This is a genomic window from Rummeliibacillus sp. NPDC094406 (assembly GCF_044763875.1).
GTDB lineage: Bacteria > Bacillota > Bacilli > Bacillales_A > Planococcaceae > Rummeliibacillus.
Genome location: NZ_JBIWGZ010000006.1, coordinates 183,820 through 199,597, shown reverse-complemented (window position 1 = coordinate 199,597; position 15,778 = coordinate 183,820). Strand labels below are relative to the sequence as shown.

18 protein-coding genes are annotated in these 15,778 nt (G+C 35.3%); 9 read left to right on the top strand and 9 right to left on the bottom strand.

Annotation, left to right across the window (positions count from 1 at the left end; all coding sequences use genetic code 11):
• Window positions 1-39 precede the first annotated feature (39 nt).
• Entirely contained in the window at window positions 40-921 is an 882-nt protein-coding gene (locus tag ACIQ4I_RS16165) for a peptidylprolyl isomerase (protein ID WP_403097857.1), read from the bottom strand.
• Window positions 922-1,071: 150 nt separating this feature from the next.
• Between ACIQ4I_RS16165 and ACIQ4I_RS16160 the strand changes: the two genes are divergently transcribed.
• A complete protein-coding gene (locus ACIQ4I_RS16160; RefSeq protein ID WP_403097855.1) occupies window positions 1,072-1,203 on the top strand; it encodes a YjcZ family sporulation protein in 132 nt (43 codons plus the stop codon).
• 94 nt (window positions 1,204-1,297) lie between these two features.
• Here the strand turns inward: ACIQ4I_RS16160 and ACIQ4I_RS16155 are convergent, their stop codons facing one another.
• From ACIQ4I_RS16155 to ACIQ4I_RS16130, 6 genes are all read right to left on the bottom strand, one after another.
• On the bottom strand, window positions 1,298-1,483 hold the full coding sequence (locus tag ACIQ4I_RS16155; RefSeq protein ID WP_119414565.1) for a hypothetical protein: 186 nt from the start codon (window positions 1,481-1,483) through the stop codon (window positions 1,298-1,300).
• A 65-nt stretch (window positions 1,484-1,548) separates the two neighbouring features.
• A complete protein-coding gene (locus ACIQ4I_RS16150) occupies window positions 1,549-2,097 on the bottom strand; it encodes a DUF3267 domain-containing protein (protein WP_403097852.1) in 549 nt (182 codons plus the stop codon).
• Window positions 2,098-2,381: 284 nt separating this feature from the next.
• Window positions 2,382-2,903 carry an HTH-type transcriptional regulator Hpr gene (locus ACIQ4I_RS16145; RefSeq protein WP_403098001.1) on the bottom strand — a complete coding sequence of 174 codons (522 nt, stop codon included), beginning with the start codon at window positions 2,901-2,903 and terminating at the stop codon, window positions 2,382-2,384.
• A 113-nt stretch (window positions 2,904-3,016) separates the two neighbouring features.
• A complete protein-coding gene (locus tag ACIQ4I_RS16140; protein ID WP_403097849.1) occupies window positions 3,017-3,397 on the bottom strand; it encodes a YtxH domain-containing protein in 381 nt (126 codons plus the stop codon).
• Window positions 3,398-3,580: 183 nt separating this feature from the next.
• Window positions 3,581-4,108 (bottom strand): tryptophan transporter, encoded by a 528-nt coding sequence (locus tag ACIQ4I_RS16135; RefSeq protein WP_403097846.1) that lies wholly within the window; start codon window positions 4,106-4,108, stop codon window positions 3,581-3,583.
• 1,024 nt (window positions 4,109-5,132) lie between these two features.
• Window positions 5,133-5,558 (bottom strand): HIT family protein, encoded by a 426-nt coding sequence (locus ACIQ4I_RS16130; RefSeq protein WP_403097844.1) that lies wholly within the window; start codon window positions 5,556-5,558, stop codon window positions 5,133-5,135.
• Between the two features lie 104 nt (window positions 5,559-5,662).
• Here ACIQ4I_RS16130 and ACIQ4I_RS16125 point away from each other — a divergent pair, with 104 nt between their 5' ends.
• The 5 genes from ACIQ4I_RS16125 (at window position 5,663) to ACIQ4I_RS16105 (ending at window position 10,035) form a co-directional block, all read left to right on the top strand.
• Window positions 5,663-6,403: an ABC transporter ATP-binding protein gene (locus ACIQ4I_RS16125; RefSeq protein ID WP_403097842.1), complete on the top strand. Its 741-nt coding sequence runs from the start codon at window positions 5,663-5,665 to the stop codon at window positions 6,401-6,403.
• On the top strand, window positions 6,396-7,577 hold the full coding sequence (locus ACIQ4I_RS16120; RefSeq protein ID WP_403097840.1) for an ABC transporter permease: 1,182 nt from the start codon (window positions 6,396-6,398) through the stop codon (window positions 7,575-7,577). The genes ACIQ4I_RS16125 and ACIQ4I_RS16120 overlap by 8 nt, the downstream gene beginning before the upstream one ends.
• Window positions 7,578-7,719: 142 nt before the next feature.
• On the top strand, window positions 7,720-8,031 hold the full coding sequence (locus ACIQ4I_RS16115) for an ArsR/SmtB family transcription factor (protein WP_403097837.1): 312 nt from the start codon (window positions 7,720-7,722) through the stop codon (window positions 8,029-8,031).
• Between the two features lie 88 nt (window positions 8,032-8,119).
• On the top strand, window positions 8,120-9,130 hold the full coding sequence (locus ACIQ4I_RS16110) for an LLM class flavin-dependent oxidoreductase (protein WP_403097834.1): 1,011 nt from the start codon (window positions 8,120-8,122) through the stop codon (window positions 9,128-9,130).
• A 38-nt stretch (window positions 9,131-9,168) separates the two neighbouring features.
• Window positions 9,169-10,035, top strand: a complete 867-nt coding sequence (locus ACIQ4I_RS16105; protein ID WP_403097832.1) for a DMT family transporter — start codon at window positions 9,169-9,171, stop codon at window positions 10,033-10,035.
• Window positions 10,036-10,082: 47 nt separating this feature from the next.
• On the opposite strand, the gene ACIQ4I_RS16100 is transcribed toward ACIQ4I_RS16105, so the two are convergent.
• Window positions 10,083-11,273: an amidohydrolase gene (locus tag ACIQ4I_RS16100; RefSeq protein ID WP_403097829.1), complete on the bottom strand. Its 1,191-nt coding sequence runs from the start codon at window positions 11,271-11,273 to the stop codon at window positions 10,083-10,085.
• A gap of 111 nt (window positions 11,274-11,384) precedes the next feature.
• Window positions 11,385-11,903, bottom strand: coding sequence for an antibiotic biosynthesis monooxygenase family protein (locus tag ACIQ4I_RS16095; RefSeq protein WP_403097827.1), 519 nt, complete (start codon window positions 11,901-11,903; stop codon window positions 11,385-11,387).
• A gap of 296 nt (window positions 11,904-12,199) precedes the next feature.
• On the opposite strand from ACIQ4I_RS16095, the gene hemE reads away from it, so the two are divergent.
• Genes hemE through hemY form a run of 3 tightly spaced genes read left to right on the top strand, consistent with a single transcriptional unit; the run spans window position 12,200 to window position 15,636 of the window.
• Entirely contained in the window at window positions 12,200-13,249 is a 1,050-nt protein-coding gene (hemE, locus tag ACIQ4I_RS16090) for a uroporphyrinogen decarboxylase (RefSeq protein WP_403097824.1), read from the top strand.
• A gap of 20 nt (window positions 13,250-13,269) precedes the next feature.
• On the top strand, window positions 13,270-14,202 hold the full coding sequence (hemH, locus tag ACIQ4I_RS16085) for a ferrochelatase (RefSeq protein ID WP_403097821.1): 933 nt from the start codon (window positions 13,270-13,272) through the stop codon (window positions 14,200-14,202).
• A 9-nt stretch (window positions 14,203-14,211) separates the two neighbouring features.
• A complete protein-coding gene (hemY, locus tag ACIQ4I_RS16080) occupies window positions 14,212-15,636 on the top strand; it encodes a protoporphyrinogen oxidase (protein WP_403097819.1) in 1,425 nt (474 codons plus the stop codon).
• Window positions 15,637-15,778 lie beyond the last annotated feature (142 nt).

Below are 15,778 nucleotides of genomic sequence, written 5' to 3'. Positions count from 1 at the left end.
CCTCGGACAATAGTTTGTCCGAGGGTTTTTTTAGAAATATTATTTAGTTGGTGCTTCAGTTGAGCCTGTAAATTGAGCTAGGGCATCTTTTAAGTCTTTATCTTCAATTTTCACGTCAGCATCTTTGATCAATTTAGATACTTTAGATAGTAATTGTGATTGATCAGCTTTTTGAAGTTGTAATTTTTTCTTAATTTCTGCTTTGTTATCTTCGTAAGTACCTTTAACTTTAGCATCACGAATATCTTCTACTTTGATGATGTGGTAACCGTATGAAGTTTTTACAGGTTCGCTGATTTCACCTTTTTTAAGTGAATACGCAGCTTTTGTAAATTCAGGGACCATTTTATCTGGACCAAACCAACCTAGCTCACCACCAGCAGCTTGTGAACCTGTGTCAGTTGAATATTTTTTAGCAAGTGTAGCGAAGTCTTCGCCTTTATCTAACTTAGCTTTAACTTCTTTCGCTGTTTTTTCATCAGCAACAAGAATATGGCTAGCTTTTACTTCTTTTTTCATTTCTTCGTAATAGGCTTTCATTTCTGCATCAGATACTTTTACACCGTCAGCTAGAGCATCTTCTTGTAAAAGATTCAATTTGATGCTACGTTTAAATGATTTTTCAGTCAAGTTTTGAGCAGCTAATGTTTGTTCAAAATTACTACCCATTTGCTCTTTTTGTTTATTGAATTCAGCGTCAACTTCTTTATCGGTTACTTTGTATTTATCGTTCAATACTTTTTCGATAATGATTAGTTGTAATGCTGAATCACCAACTGAGTCTTTCATTTCGTTGTATAGTTGATCTTTTGTGACGTCGCCTACTTTTGAAGTAGCAACTTTTTCGTTTCCAGCGTTGCCGCAAGCAGACAATGCAAGTACAGACGCTGCAAGTGTTAATGATAGAACTGTTTTTTTCATTTTCCTTATCTCTCCCAACTTAAGTCACTTCAACTTATGCAAATGTAACTATACCATACAACGAAAAAAAAAGGAAAAGGTTGCAATAAAAAGTGCCTATAGATGATTTTAGTCAGTGCATACGATAGTTAAGAAAGGGGGTGTAAGACAATGAGTGGAGGCTATCAAGGTGGTAACTATGGTTCAAACAATAGCTTTGCACTAGTCGTTGTTCTATTCATCTTATTGATCATCGTTGGTGCAGCATTTATGGGTTACAGCAGTTACGGCGGAGGCTGCTAATAAAAAGGAAAGACCATTTACCGACTGGTAAATGGTCTTTTTCCTTTTAGTTTAATAGGGCACGAGAAAGCATCATGACCATGAGCAGCCTATTTTATAGAGTAAACATCATTTCTAAGTAAAATGAAATCAATAAAATTGTTATAAGCACATTAATTGTGCGATAAATTTTAGGTTGTTTTTCCTCGGGAATTTCTTTCTGAGCGCATAGAGCGTACGTCATCCGATTTATTTGGAACAGATAGAATACCGAGAATAGGACGACAATGGCAATGATCAAGTCTTTTCCTCCCCTCTATTTTACCCCTATAGCATAACAAAAGAGATCCAGTAATGACAAGTTTGTCATCGTTTGCTTGTAACAGGAATAAGGATCTCAAATCCTTTATCTGTCTCTTCTATTAATGCTTTTTTGGGTGAGCGAATCAAATGTTTTACATAAAGCAAATCTATTAAGCTTAATCCACAATGGTATGCTAGCAATATAGAAAAATAATGTCTAAAAGCCGGGAAAATAATTGCTCCTATAATAAGTATACTGTTCAATACAATAAATGGTACCACTAGAGCTACAAGATAACGTGATTTTAAAATAGGTTCATGAATACGCATAGCTAATACAGGCAATACCTTAAATTGTTTTTCTATAGAAAATCGCAATCTTTTGCGATAACGCATTAACGGTAAAAAATGCAAAAGCTTATGAGCAGGATAGATCATTAAAAACACTAAAACAAATAGTGGGAATAATTGATCAGATACTGGGCTATCTTTATAAGCAGTCATTGAAATATAAAAGAGAGAAAATACCATCATTACAAAGATGGCGGAAAATAAAAAAATACGATCATGGCCGTATTGTTTCTGTACATTAATGGTTTTCCAGCAATGCAACTTTAGCATCTCCAATTTCTAAAATAAAATAAAATCATCGATACAACGATAAAGCTTTTTGAATGGAAAATCAAGCTTAAATTTTTCTTGAACGAGTCGCCTTTTTCTTTAAAATAAATGACCTGTTAAATTGGATTATTGATATTGAAAGGAAATAGTCATTTTGCACTTAGAATGCCGTCAATTTGGTTAAAAAAATTTAACAGTACCTTAACATAGTCAAAATAAAAGACGTATCAACACCAAAATTGCATTAGGGCAGTATTTGGAGTTGATACGTCTAACTAGTCTTCTATATTTCGTAGGGAATCTTCAAAAATATCCATAAAATCATCACCATATATATTCCGGATTAATGCGATTAATTCTAAGAATTGTGGGAATCTTCCATACATTTCTTTTAAAGGTACAGAACCCTCAACAACACTATGTTTAGTTTGGTTAAAGTTTTCATAAAGCTCTAAAAGTAATGAATGACCTTTCTCGGTGAGCTCAACGTATGTATTTCTTTTATCATCATCACGCTTAGAGAATGATAGCAAGCCGCGTTCTTCTAAATTTTTTGAAAAATTAAAAGCTGTTGATACATGCATCACTCCGAACTTGGCAATATCAGAGATGGAAGCACCCTTTAAATTATTGGCAATAAGTAATACATGGTGTTCGTTTATATTCAAATCATATGGCTTAATCCATGATTGCCAATCTTTTTCTACGGCTTTCCAGAGAGCTTTAGATAATTGAGCAATACGTTGTGAATAGAGCATGGCTTCTTTAGCCGCAATTAATTCTTCGGACATAACTATCACCGCTTTCGTAATTTCTTAATATTATATCATTGCCTTACAAAAATATACAATAGAATAAAGAAATGTTATAGAGGGAAAGTTTAGTGTAATAATATTAATATTCAAAGAATCTATTCACTTTTTACTTTTCTGTTTTGAAAAGCATTCATTTGTTGTTGGATTTCCTCTACAGAGTTTTGTAAAGCTTCGATTTCTTGTTGCAGTTGTTCTTGTAAAGGAGCTGTTTCTTCTTGCCAGTTGGCTACAGATAATTTAGCATCGTCTACAAACTTAGGAATTGTTTCATTTACTTCAACTTTAATGTTATTAACGGAATTTTTAATATTTGTAACTTGTTTTTTAAAATCTTGTATCTGGTTATTTGCATTGTTTTTCGTAGTTTTTATGGATGATCGTAACTCTTTTCCTGATTGTGGTGTTGTCAATAATACTGCAGTAGCAGCACCTAGAAGTCCGGAAGTTAGACCAAGTAAAAATGCAGATGGTTTCATAATATTCAGTCTCCTTTTACTATATGTATTTCCTCTATTTACTATATTAAAACATGTTTTTAAAAAAATAAAATGAGATATCTCATATTTAGAGAAATAATCTATGAGATATCTCTTGATATTTAATCATATGAAGTAAAAGAGTTGACCCAAAGTAGCTTTTAGGGCCAACTTCTCTGTTCTTTATGCCTGATTCAAAGCTGTTGTAAATTTAGAGCGTTTTACGAGATTCATAATAATTGGGTAAATAATTATGAATGCTACGATATTAATGGCTACAGCAGGTAATACTACTGTTAAGAATAATACGCCGAAAGGAATATCAGCACCTGTTACTAAAATTGCAGAACCTAAAAATACACTTCCTGAGATTATTGTACCGATACCAGCAAGGACTGATGATATTGCCACTTTTTGAGCTGCTTTTTTCAATAAAACAACGATTGCGTAAAAAACAAATGCTGTGACAAATTTATCGATAATATTCGGTACAAATCCACCTGGGAATGTAGAAAACAGTCCTGAAATTACTCCGGTAGTTATAGCAAGCAAAAATACTTCTTTTACTCTAGGGAATAGTAGGATTCCGATAAACATCATTGTTAACATGAAGTCTGGCTTCATACCACCGTTAATCCCTGGAATGACAACGTATAGTGCTGCTCCAACACCAACAAGTAATGCCATTAATACTAAGTTTTTCGTATTCATTTCTCATCTCTCCTATTCAGTTGCCTAAGCTCGACTATTGTTCTCCTTCCGTATCCTCATGATCGAAAGCGAAAACTTATAATGATTTTACAGTTTAATTGTTTGAAAGGCAAGAGGGGGTTGTACTAAACAAAGGTATTGTTAAATATTACTAAAGTTGAGTTATTCATGATTACAGATTGAACTAAACATTTATACATAAATTAACCGTATTTTATATTGATGTGGGATAAATTCTATAATTTTTGAGATTCTGTTTATCATTGGTTGTGGGTAGAAACCGCTCCCTTTCTGCAGACAAGCAAGAAAGCCTCTTCACGGTTCGCTCCGGGGTCTTTCTTACTTGTTTTTCCGCAGGAGTGTCGCAGTTCCTACCCATTTCTACGAATTTAAAAAAGGGGAAATAATCTATTTGTGTAAAATAAAAAATGAAGAATCCCTCTTTTTGGTTTTAAATTTGACTTTAACTCTTGTAGATAGGGATTCTTTTTTCATTGGATTTTCTTTGGATATATAAATATTGAAAGCGTATTTATGAGGTAGAATGAATGAGACTCCTGCGGAAAAAGGGGAGGGCACTGAAAAAGTAAAAATAGATGTAAATTTATAATAAAACTCTTGTATAGCTATCTTCGTTGAAGTGGAATTAGCGGAGACTCCTGTGGGAAAACGAGCTAGACGAGACCCCGCAGCGAGATTTTCTCTGCGACGAAGCTAGCGAAGCGATGCAGGAGCACAAGCGAGGAGGCTCGTCAGTTCGCCCACGGAAAGCGGAGCTAATTCCACTTCATATTGTAGTATATTTGTACTATAAAAATTAGGGGTAAAATCGTTTTTCAGTGCCCTCACTTCATTCGCCTGCGTAAAGCGAGTGGATTCTACCGGATACTATGCTTATTGTTGAAGAGCACTTTCATTTATCTCACGCAAAACAAAAGGTATCCAAATCCGATAACATCGGATTTGAATACCTTTCTGAATAAATTACGAATAATCTAGTTTAATTTATGAAAGAAAATCACCGTTAATTATTTAGTTGTGCTTTTATTTCTTCTGCTAAAGCATTTAATATATCTGGTGTAAATTCATCTTGTTTTGTCACCCAAGTAGGTTTATATCCATCTGTTTCATCATATCTTGGGATAAAGTGCAAATGGAAATGGAATACACTTTGACCAGCAGGTGCACCATTGTTATTTAATAGATTCATACCAGCTGGTTTGAATGTATCTTTTATTGCATTCGCAATGCGAGGAGCGACTTTAAAAAGATTAGCAGCTGTTTCTTCGGACATTTCAAAAACATTCGCTACATGCTCTTTTGGGATTAATAACGTATGCCCTTTTGTTAATGGACCGATGTCCATAAAAGCATAGACATACTCATCTTCATAGATTTTTGTACTTGGAATAGAGCCGTCGATAATTTTGCAAAATAAACAATCGCTCATGAAAAAACACACCTTTCACTATTTTGCTATTCATTTTACCACATAGGAACTGCTAGAAAGAGGAATTTTTGATAAAATGTAAGAAGAAGAGGAGTTGACTTCGGATGACGGTATTAGAATTACAATCGGTAACAGGTGGTTATACACGAAAACCTGTTATTCATGATCTATCTTTTGCTATTGAACCAGGGGAGTTAGTAGGATTAATTGGCTTAAACGGTGCCGGTAAAAGTACCACAATCAAACATATTATTGGATTAATGACACCCCAAAAAGGAGAGATTTTACTAAATGGTGTGTCAATCAAAGACAATATGGATCAATTTCGATCTTCTTTCTCCTATATACCAGAAACGCCAGTGCTTTATGATGAACTTACACTAAAGGAACATTTAGAGTTAACAGCAATGGCCTATGGAATTGATTTAGGAACATTAGAAGAACGAGTAACACCATTATTGAAAGAATTTAGAATGGAAAAACGTTTAAATTGGTTTCCATCTCATTTTTCTAAAGGAATGCGCCAAAAAGTAATGATTATGTGTGCCTTCTTAGTAAATCCTTCTTTATATATTATAGACGAGCCGTTTTTAGGGCTGGATCCATTAGCGATTCAATCATTATTAGATCAAATGGATGAAAAGAAAAAAGATGGGGCAGCTATTTTAATGTCAACGCATGTTTTAGCAACAGCGGAAAAGCATTGCGATAAAATCCTTTTATTGCATAATGGTCGTTTGCGTGCATATGGTACGATGGATGATTTACGCCGAACATTCAACATGCCAAATGCAACCCTGGATGATTTATACATTGCAATGACAAAGGAGCAAGACGATGAATAGCTTGCATGATGTTTGGCGTACGAGGTTCACCCATTATATGGGCGAGGTTCAAAAATATATGCGCTTCGTCTTTACTGGGCATTTAGCCATTGTAATTATGTTTGTTCTTGGAGCAGCTGGTTATCAATATAGCGAATGGCTAAAAATTGCATCAAGTGATTTTCCGGCAATTTGGTTAACAGCGGCAATAATCGGAGTTTTTCTAGGTTTCAGTCGTCCTGTTACACTTATTCGAAAACCGGACGAGGTATATTTGCTTCCCCTTGAAACGAAATTACCTCAATATTTTAATAAAGCATTAAAATATACTTTTAGTTCTCAAATAATAATAGTTGTATTACTTTATATGGTGACTTGGCCAATGCTTCGACAAGTAGCAGGTCTTGAGCCATCAACCATTATGGTTGGATTGGTCGCTTCAATTTTACTTAAACTGTGGAATATTCATAGTGAGTTTTCGTACAGATGGGCTTATAAGGGCCATAATGTATGGATGGACCGCATTGTTCGAATGGTATGTTCGTTTGTATTCATTGCATCCATTTTGTACGTTCAATTTATTCCAATCATTATTATGATATTAATCATCGTTTCTTATCCAATGTTCTGGAAAAAGAAATTACAAGAAACACCATTCCCGTACGAGCATTTTGTTCGATTAGAAGAAAATCGAATGATGGGAATTTATCGATTTGCTAATTATTTTACAGATGTTCCGAATATTCATGGTAGTATTAAACGCCGAGTATGGCTAGATTGGGCTTATAAATTAATTCCTTATGCAAAACAAAATACACAGGAATACTTAGTTTTCCGTTCTTTTGTTCGTACGGATGACCATTTTTATTTATGGCTACGTTTAACAGCTATTTCTGCATTAGCGGCAGCGTTTATCCATATTCCAGTTGCTATTGGTGTGGTTGCTGCAGCTCTTGCATTTGCAACAGCAATTCAATTGAAGCAAGCATTAACAACATCAACTGATTTCAGAATGGACATGCTATATCCTTTGCCTGAGAATTCGCGTAAAAAAGCAACAGTGAAAGTTGTTCGCTACACTATAATTGTCCAAGCGATGATTGTGTTGCTTGCTGGTATCGGAACACCATACTTCTATGCACAAGGTTTAATTGTATTAATCGTAGGTGAGTTAACTCTACGTTTAAGTAAATAATTATGAATCGACTAATTTCTTAACGAGATTAGTCGATTTTTATATTTTGAAAGTCTTAGCACGACATTTGAGATAGAGCCTTATTAAAAAGCTAAAAAAGCAAAATGATTGATACATCTAAAAAAATAGATATAATGGCATTATGGAACCTATACTAATTTTTAAGGCATTATCAAATGAAAAAAGATTGATGATTTTAGAGTGGCTCAAAGATCCTGAGCGACATTTTGTCCGTCAACAGCACCTGTCAGAGAATGATCATTTTGATGGAGGTGTATGCGTGGGGAGTATTCGTGATAAAGCAGAGCTTGTTCAGTCTGTGATTTCAAGCTATTTGAACATGATGCAAAATGCAGGTTTGCTGGAGTCAAAGCGTATCGGCAAATGGACATATTATAGAAGAAATGAAAAAGTCATTAAGGAATTTAGTGAGTATATACAAAGGGATTTATAGGCGGTTTGTAAATGTTTTTCTGCCTTTTTCTCAGATTATCGTATCTATATATTCAGATATAACGATTTATTGAAGGAGCGTAAGAAATATGGAGAATCAAAAAAAATTGAAGGATATCGAACTTTCTGTATTGGATTTAGTTGCAGTATTAAAAGGTCATGACGCATCTTATTCGTTTCAAAATAGTTTGGAGCTTGCACAAAATGTAGAAAAGTTTGGCTATAAACGTTTTTGGTTTGCAGAACATCATAATAGTCCGAGTATTGCTAGTTCAGCTACATCTCTTTTAATCAGCCATATTGCACAGGGAACAGAGAAAATTCGAGTAGGTTCAGGTGGGGTTATGCTTCCAAATCATGTACCTCTAGTGATTGCAGAACAATTTGGTACATTGGATGCTCTATATCCTGGGCGTATTGATTTAGGATTAGGGAGAGCACCTGGAACAGATCCAATTACTGCTCAAGCACTTCGTCGTAACTTACAAGGATCAGGTGAAGATTTTCCACAAGATGTATTAGAATTGCAACAATATTTAAGTGACAATCCAAATGGACATGTACATGCTTATCCAGGTGAAGGTTCAAATGTTCCGCTTTACCTACTTGGATCAAGCTTATTTAGTGCTAGACTTGCAGGAATGCTAGGATTACCCTATGCATTTGCGAGTCATTTTGCACCAACGTATTTGCAAGAAGCTCTACGTATGTATCGTGATTCTTTCCAACCATCTGAACAGTTAAAAGAACCTTATACGATTGCTTGTGTAAATGTCATTGCTGCTGATACGAATGAGGAAGCACAAAAAACAGCGACAAGTTTATATTTGTACTTTTTGAATGTAGTTCGTGGTGCAAAAAACCAGTTACAACCACCAGTTGAAGATTTAGATAACTATTGGTCAGAATCTGAAAAGAGAGCAGTTATGCAATCTCTTCATTATTCATTTATTGGTGATCAACATGCGATTGCACATGATTTGGGGAAATTTGTAGCAGAAACAGGTGTTGATGAGATTATGGCTTGCTCACATATCTATGATCCCAAGGCTCGTGTACGTTCGTATGAAATTTTATCTTCCACAATGAAAGAGGGATAAATACTAATCACACGTTTTAACAACAAAGGGGATACTTTATGGAGAAGATGTCAAAAAAGAAATCGCTTATATTCATTATTGCTGTAGTAGCAATATGGGGGTTTAGCTGGCCAATTTATAAAATAGCTTTAAATTATACGCCACCCTTACTATTTGGAGGATTGCGAGCTTTTATTGGGGGAATATTACTATCCCTTTTTCTATTACCACAATGGAAAAAAATCGAATGGAAGCGAAATTGGTACATATACTTTATTGTAGCTTTATTTAATACAGTTATATTCCAAGGAGTTCAGATTATAGGACTACAATTTTTACCTTCTGGTCTATTTTCGGTCATTGTCTATTTACAGCCAGTTCTTGTTGTTTTACTTGCATGGTTGTGGTTAAAAGAATCATTAACGAAATCAAAAATTTCAGGGATGTTGCTCGGCTTTTTAGGAGTTGTAGTTGTTAGTTTTGAAAGTTTTACAGGACATATTTCACTATTGGGTGTATTTTTAGCGTTGATAACATCAATTGGTTGGGCACTTGGAGTAGTCTATGTTCGAAAAACTGCTAATCTTGTACATGGTTTATGGTTAGTAGCTATTCAAAATATTATTGGTGGTTTAGCTTTAGGAACTGCGGGTTTAGTAACTGAAGATATTTCTGCCATTGAGTGGAACGGTACTTTTATTCTTTGCCTTGCATTTGCATGTATTTTAGCTGTAACGGTTGCAACAGCACTTTACTTTAAATTGATGGGCTCTGGAGATGCTAGTAAAGTAGGAGCAGCAACGTTTTTAGTACCACTTATGGCAGTAGCAATTGGAACAATCTTTTTAGGAGAACCCTTTACGTGGTCTCTAGTTGTTGGTTTGATTCTAATATTACTAAGTATTTTTATTATTAATAGACAATAGAAAATAAGCTATGCGTGATTAAATTATCACGCATAGCTTATTGTTTTTTATTCGTCTTCATTATGATAAAGGATTGCAGCTGTACCAAGTGTTTTAGCAGCAACTAGCATGGCTTCTTCGGCAAAATCAAATTTTGCATGATGATGAGGGTATGCGATACCTTCTTTCGGTTTAGCCCCCGTAAAGAAGAATGTACCGGGGATTTTCTCAACATAGTAAGCAAAATCTTCCCCTACCATAACAGCATCCATTTCAGTTATTTCTGTTACACCCGGAATTGTATTTGCTATACGAGTAACGAATGTCGTTTCTTTCTCATGATTAATTAGTGGGATATATCCTCTTAAAAAATTAAACTCATAATCTGCATTTGCTGCAAGGCAGACTCCTTTAATCACTCGTTCCATTTCTTCGATAATTTGTTCTCGAATGGCAATATCAAATGTTCGAACAGTACCGGTTAGAGTCGCTTCTCCAGCAATAATATTAAACGCACTACCTGAGTGGAACGAACCGATGGTTAGTACAGCAGGATCTGTTGGGTTAATTCGTCTAGCGATAATTTGCTGCAATTGGACGACTAAATCTGCTCCAACAGTAACGGCATCAACGGTTGTATGTGGAGCACCACCATGTCCACCATTTCCTATAATTTTAATATCAAATTTGTCTGCTCCTGCCATCATAGGACCACTTCGATAATGGATGGAGCCTAAGTCAAATTGTGACCATAAATGAGTACCGAAAATAGCATCCACACCATTTAGGCAACCAGCTTCAATCATTGGTTTAGCGCCTCCAGGAGCGATTTCTTCAGCAAATTGATGGATGAAAATGTATGTACCAGGAAGTTCTGAACGGTGTTTGTATAAGATTTTTGCTAATACAAGCAATGTAGCAGTATGGCCGTCATGACCGCAAGCATGAGATACGCCAGTGACAGTTGATTTATATGAAACTTCCTTCGCATCTTGAATAGCTAAAGCATCAAAATCGGCTCTAAGTGCAACTGTTTTTCCAGATTTTCCTCCTGTAAGACGTGCTACAACGCCATTACCACCAACATTTGCTTCAAAAGGAATATCTAATTGTGTGTAGAAATTTTGAATATATGCTGCCGTTTCATACTCGTGGAAAGAAACTTCAGGGTGCATATGTAAGTAACGACGAATTTCTTGCATTTCATCAAACGAATCTTCAAGTTCTTTATAAATTGCTTGTAATAACTGTTCTAACATATTAATCACACTCCTGTTTAAAAATTTTAAAAATTTAATAGGGAGTAATTGTACTAAAGAATAATTCAAGTATAACAAAAAAGCCGAGTAAAACACTCGACTTTTAATTTATTATAGCTCTTCTTCTTCGGGACGACTTGTTATAAATGTTTTAACATAAGGAGCACTTGTGAAAATATTACTCTGATCAACGCCATTAGTTGTATTATTATTTCCGTAAATTTCCTTATATGTGCTAGATGCTTTCCATGCCTCATATGAATGAGGTCCACTCCACTCAGTAAGTGAAATATAGGTTTCGTCATGTAATGGGCGTAGTAAACGAAAAGCGATAAAACCTGGTTCGTCTTCAATTGTATGAATTTGATCATAAAAACGATCTTCAAATAATTTTCGACTTTCACTTTTAACAGGAATATGATTTAAAACAAAAAATCCATGTTTATCTAACTCATTGATTTCTCTAATGATTTCAAAACTTCGTGGTGTAGAAAATACACTTTTTTTTGCCGATTCATGAAGTAAAACAGCGCTACTTTGACCGTATAATACAATCATTTTCTCTTTTGAATATTTCTTTTGTAGGCTCAGCATAAATTCAGGCGTTCCTGAAGTTAAATATATGAACATATAAATTCCTCCTATTAATAACATCTTTTGTAGGTAAAATCAGGGATTGTATCACAGTATATTCCCGAATAACAAAAAGTATAAAGTTTCCTATGAAAGTTAATAATAGTATATCTCTTAAATTTGAAAAAATCATAATTAGATTCTTTGTCAAAAAGATGTCACCATTTTATACATTTTTTTGACAATCAGTCCGTTGAACTATACAACGCATAAAGAAACGTCTATCATGAAAAATGGATATGAATGTCGAATTAAGTAGTTACTGAATTGATGAAAGGACGGTTTTACTGTTCATGGGAACATTTAATGATACGCTATTGCGCGCAGCACGAGGTGAAAGGACAGCCTATACACCAGTTTGGTATATGCGACAAGCAGGTCGTTCACAACCTGAATATCGTAAGATAAAAGAAAAATACTCATTAGAAGAAATTACACATCAACCTGAATTATGTGCTTATGTAACACATTTACCAGTGCAAAACTATGGTGTAGATGCAGCTATTTTATACAAAGATATCGTAACACCACTGCCAGGCATGGGTGTTGATGTTAAAATCAAGGGCGGGATAGGTCCAGTAATTTCTAATCCAATTCGCTCAGCGAAGGATGTAAAAAATCTAAGGGAATTTAACCCAGAAGAGCACGTGCCTTTCGTACTTGATACCATCAAACTTTTAACTGAAGAACAATTAGATGTACCTTTAATTGGCTTTGCAGGTGCGCCGTTTACGTTAGCAAGTTATATGATTGAAGGTGGCCCTTCTAAAAACTATGCTTTAACAAAATCATTTATGGTATCTCAGCCTGAGGCTTGGTTTGTTTTAATGGATAAACTTGGCGATATGATTATCACAGATTTGAAAGCTCAAATTAAAGCTGGTGCAAAAGCGTTCCAAATTTTCGATTCTTGGGTAGGTGCACTCAGTCATCGTGATTATTGTATCTTTATCAAACCTGTTATGACACGCATTTTCAATGAGCTTAAAGACGAAGGTGTACCGATGATTTTATTTGGTGTTGGTGCAAGTCATCTAGCATTAGAATGGCAAGATCTTCCTTTAGATGTAGTCGGCTTAGATTGGCGTTTACCTATAAATGAAGCACGAGCAATGGGGATAACTAAGCCCGTACAAGGAAATTTAGATCCTACGCTATTACTAGCAGATTGGTCAATACTTGAAGCACGTACAAAAGAAATTATCGATCAAGGATTAGAAGTACCTGGCCATATTTTCAATTTAGGTCATGGCGTCTTTCCATCTGTAAATCCTGATGTCTTAAAACGATTGACATCATTAATACATGAATATAGTGCGCAAAAAATAAAAGCGCATTCATAATACTTTGAGGTGACATGAAAATGAAAAAACAAATAGGCTTATTAGTTATGGCATATGGTACGCCTAAAACGGATGCAGATTTAATCCCTTACTATACACATATTCGCCATGGGCACCGTCCAAGTGATGAACATATTGAAGACTTGCGTAGTCGTTATCAAGCAATTGGAGGAATTTCACCTCTTGCTGAAACAACAGAAAAGCAGGCCAAAGCATTAGAAGTTCGTCTAAACGAAGTACAAGATGAAGTGGAATATAAAGTATATATTGGTCTAAAACATATTGCACCTTTCATCGAAGACGCTGTTGAAAAAATGCATAACGACGGTATTACAGAAGCAGTATCTCTTGTTTTAGCACCACATTTTTCTTCATTCTCAACTAAATCTTATAATACGCGTGCTAAAGAAAAGGCTACTGAACTTGGTAACTTAACCATTCACACAATTGATAGCTGGTATAAAGAAGAGAAATTCCTTCAATATTGGACAGAGAAGATTAATGCAGAATTTACAGCTATGTCTGATGAAGAACGTGAAACAGCTTGTCTAATTGTTTGTGCCCATTCTCTTCCGGAAAAAATTATTGCTATGGGAGATCCATATGCAGATCAATTACACGAAACAGCTGATATTCTTCAACAACGTACAGGTGTAAAAAACATGGAATTCGGATGGCAATCTGCAGGGCAAACAAAAGATCCTTGGCTTGGACCAGATGTTCAAGATTTAACACGTGACCTATATAACAACAAAGGCTATCGTTCTTTTGTTTACACACCGGTAGGATTTGTAGCAGAACATTTAGAAGTACTTTACGATAACGATTATGAATGTAAAACAGTATGTGAAGAATTAGGTGCAAAATACCACCGTCCGAAAATGCCAAATGACAATCCATTATTTATAGACGCTTTGGCAGATGCTGTACAAAAAGCTTTAGCCCATGCCTAATAGAAAGTGATGATTGATGTGACTGAACAAAAGCGAAGGGTTGCCGTTATCGGTGGAGGGATTACGGGCTTAACAGCTGCGTTCTATTTGCAACAACAGGCAAAGGATCAGAAGCTACCGCTTGAAATTGTCCTAATCGAAGCAACTCACAGATTAGGTGGCAAAATACAAACATTTCGTAAAGACAATTTTATCATCGAACGAGGACCAGACTCTTTTCTCGATCAAGATCGAGTAATTGAAGAATTAGCAAAGCAGCTAGGAATGGAAAATCAGATTATCAGTAAAGTGCCTGGTAAAACTTATGTAGCTGTTAATAAGCAACTATCTCCAATTCCAGATGGCTCAATTTTAGGTATACCTACTGAAATTATGCCCTTTGCTAAATCAGATATTATTTCTTGGAGTGGCAAAGTAAGGGCCGCTTGTGACTTATTATTACCTCCATCCAACGTAAAAGAAGATCAATCATTAGGGGGATTTTTGCGCAAACGATTTGGAGAGGAAGTCGTTGAAAACTTAATCGAACCTGTTGTATCAGGTGTTTATTCAGGTGATATCGATCAATTAAGCTTACATGAAACACTTCCAAATCTTGCTGAGGCCTGTCTAAAGCATCGTAGTGTAATCAGAGGAATTCAAAAGGAAAATTCACAACTAAAAGAAGGTACGCTTGAAAGTACTTTTAGAACGTTTAAATATGGTTTAGAAAGTTTAATTTCTGCTTTAGAAAAGTCGTTAGAAATGGCGGTCATTTATAAAGGCGTTCGAGTTGAAAGTATTTCAAAAGTGCAGGATCAAATTATCTTACTATTAAACAATCAAAACTCCATTCCTGTTGATGGTGTTATTGTAGCTACTCCTCATCATGTAGCTACAAAGCTATTTAAACATGAAGGACTTTTGAAAAGCTTGCTTGATATTCCTGTCAAAACGGTTGCGGCTGTATCGATGATCTTTTCAAATAATGCCATAAAGAAAAAGTTTGATGGTGATGGATTTGTTGTCTCACGAAATAGTGATTATTCGATTACAGCATGTTCTCTTATCCATCGTAAATGGCCCCATGCGATACAGGAAGATTGTGCTGTGCTGAAAAGCTATGTAGGTCGTTCGGGCGATGAATCCATTGTTGAATTATCGGACAATGAGATTGAAAAAGTAGTATTACAAGATTTACATGGCATGTTGAAAATTGATGAGAAACCAATTAATACAATTGTATCTCGGTTTAAAGATTCGATGCCACAGTATACAATCGGGCATCGAATAAGAGTGGAACAAGCAAAAAAAGAATTACATGCATCTTATCCAACTATTCGACTTGCAGGAAATTCCTATGAAGGCATCAGCCTGACTGATTGTATCGTACAAGGGAAAAAATCAGCAACAGAAGTGTTAGCCTCTATATTTCAAACTAAACTCTATCTCTAGCAAGAGATGGAGTTTTTATATTAAAAGGATAGCGCCAATGCTAGGTTGAGTGGTGCTAATGAGCTTCTGAGTAGAGCTAAACAATATCTTGTCAACTATTCAGAGGTTTATGATTGATCGTCTTTGTGGGTATCATTCAGAA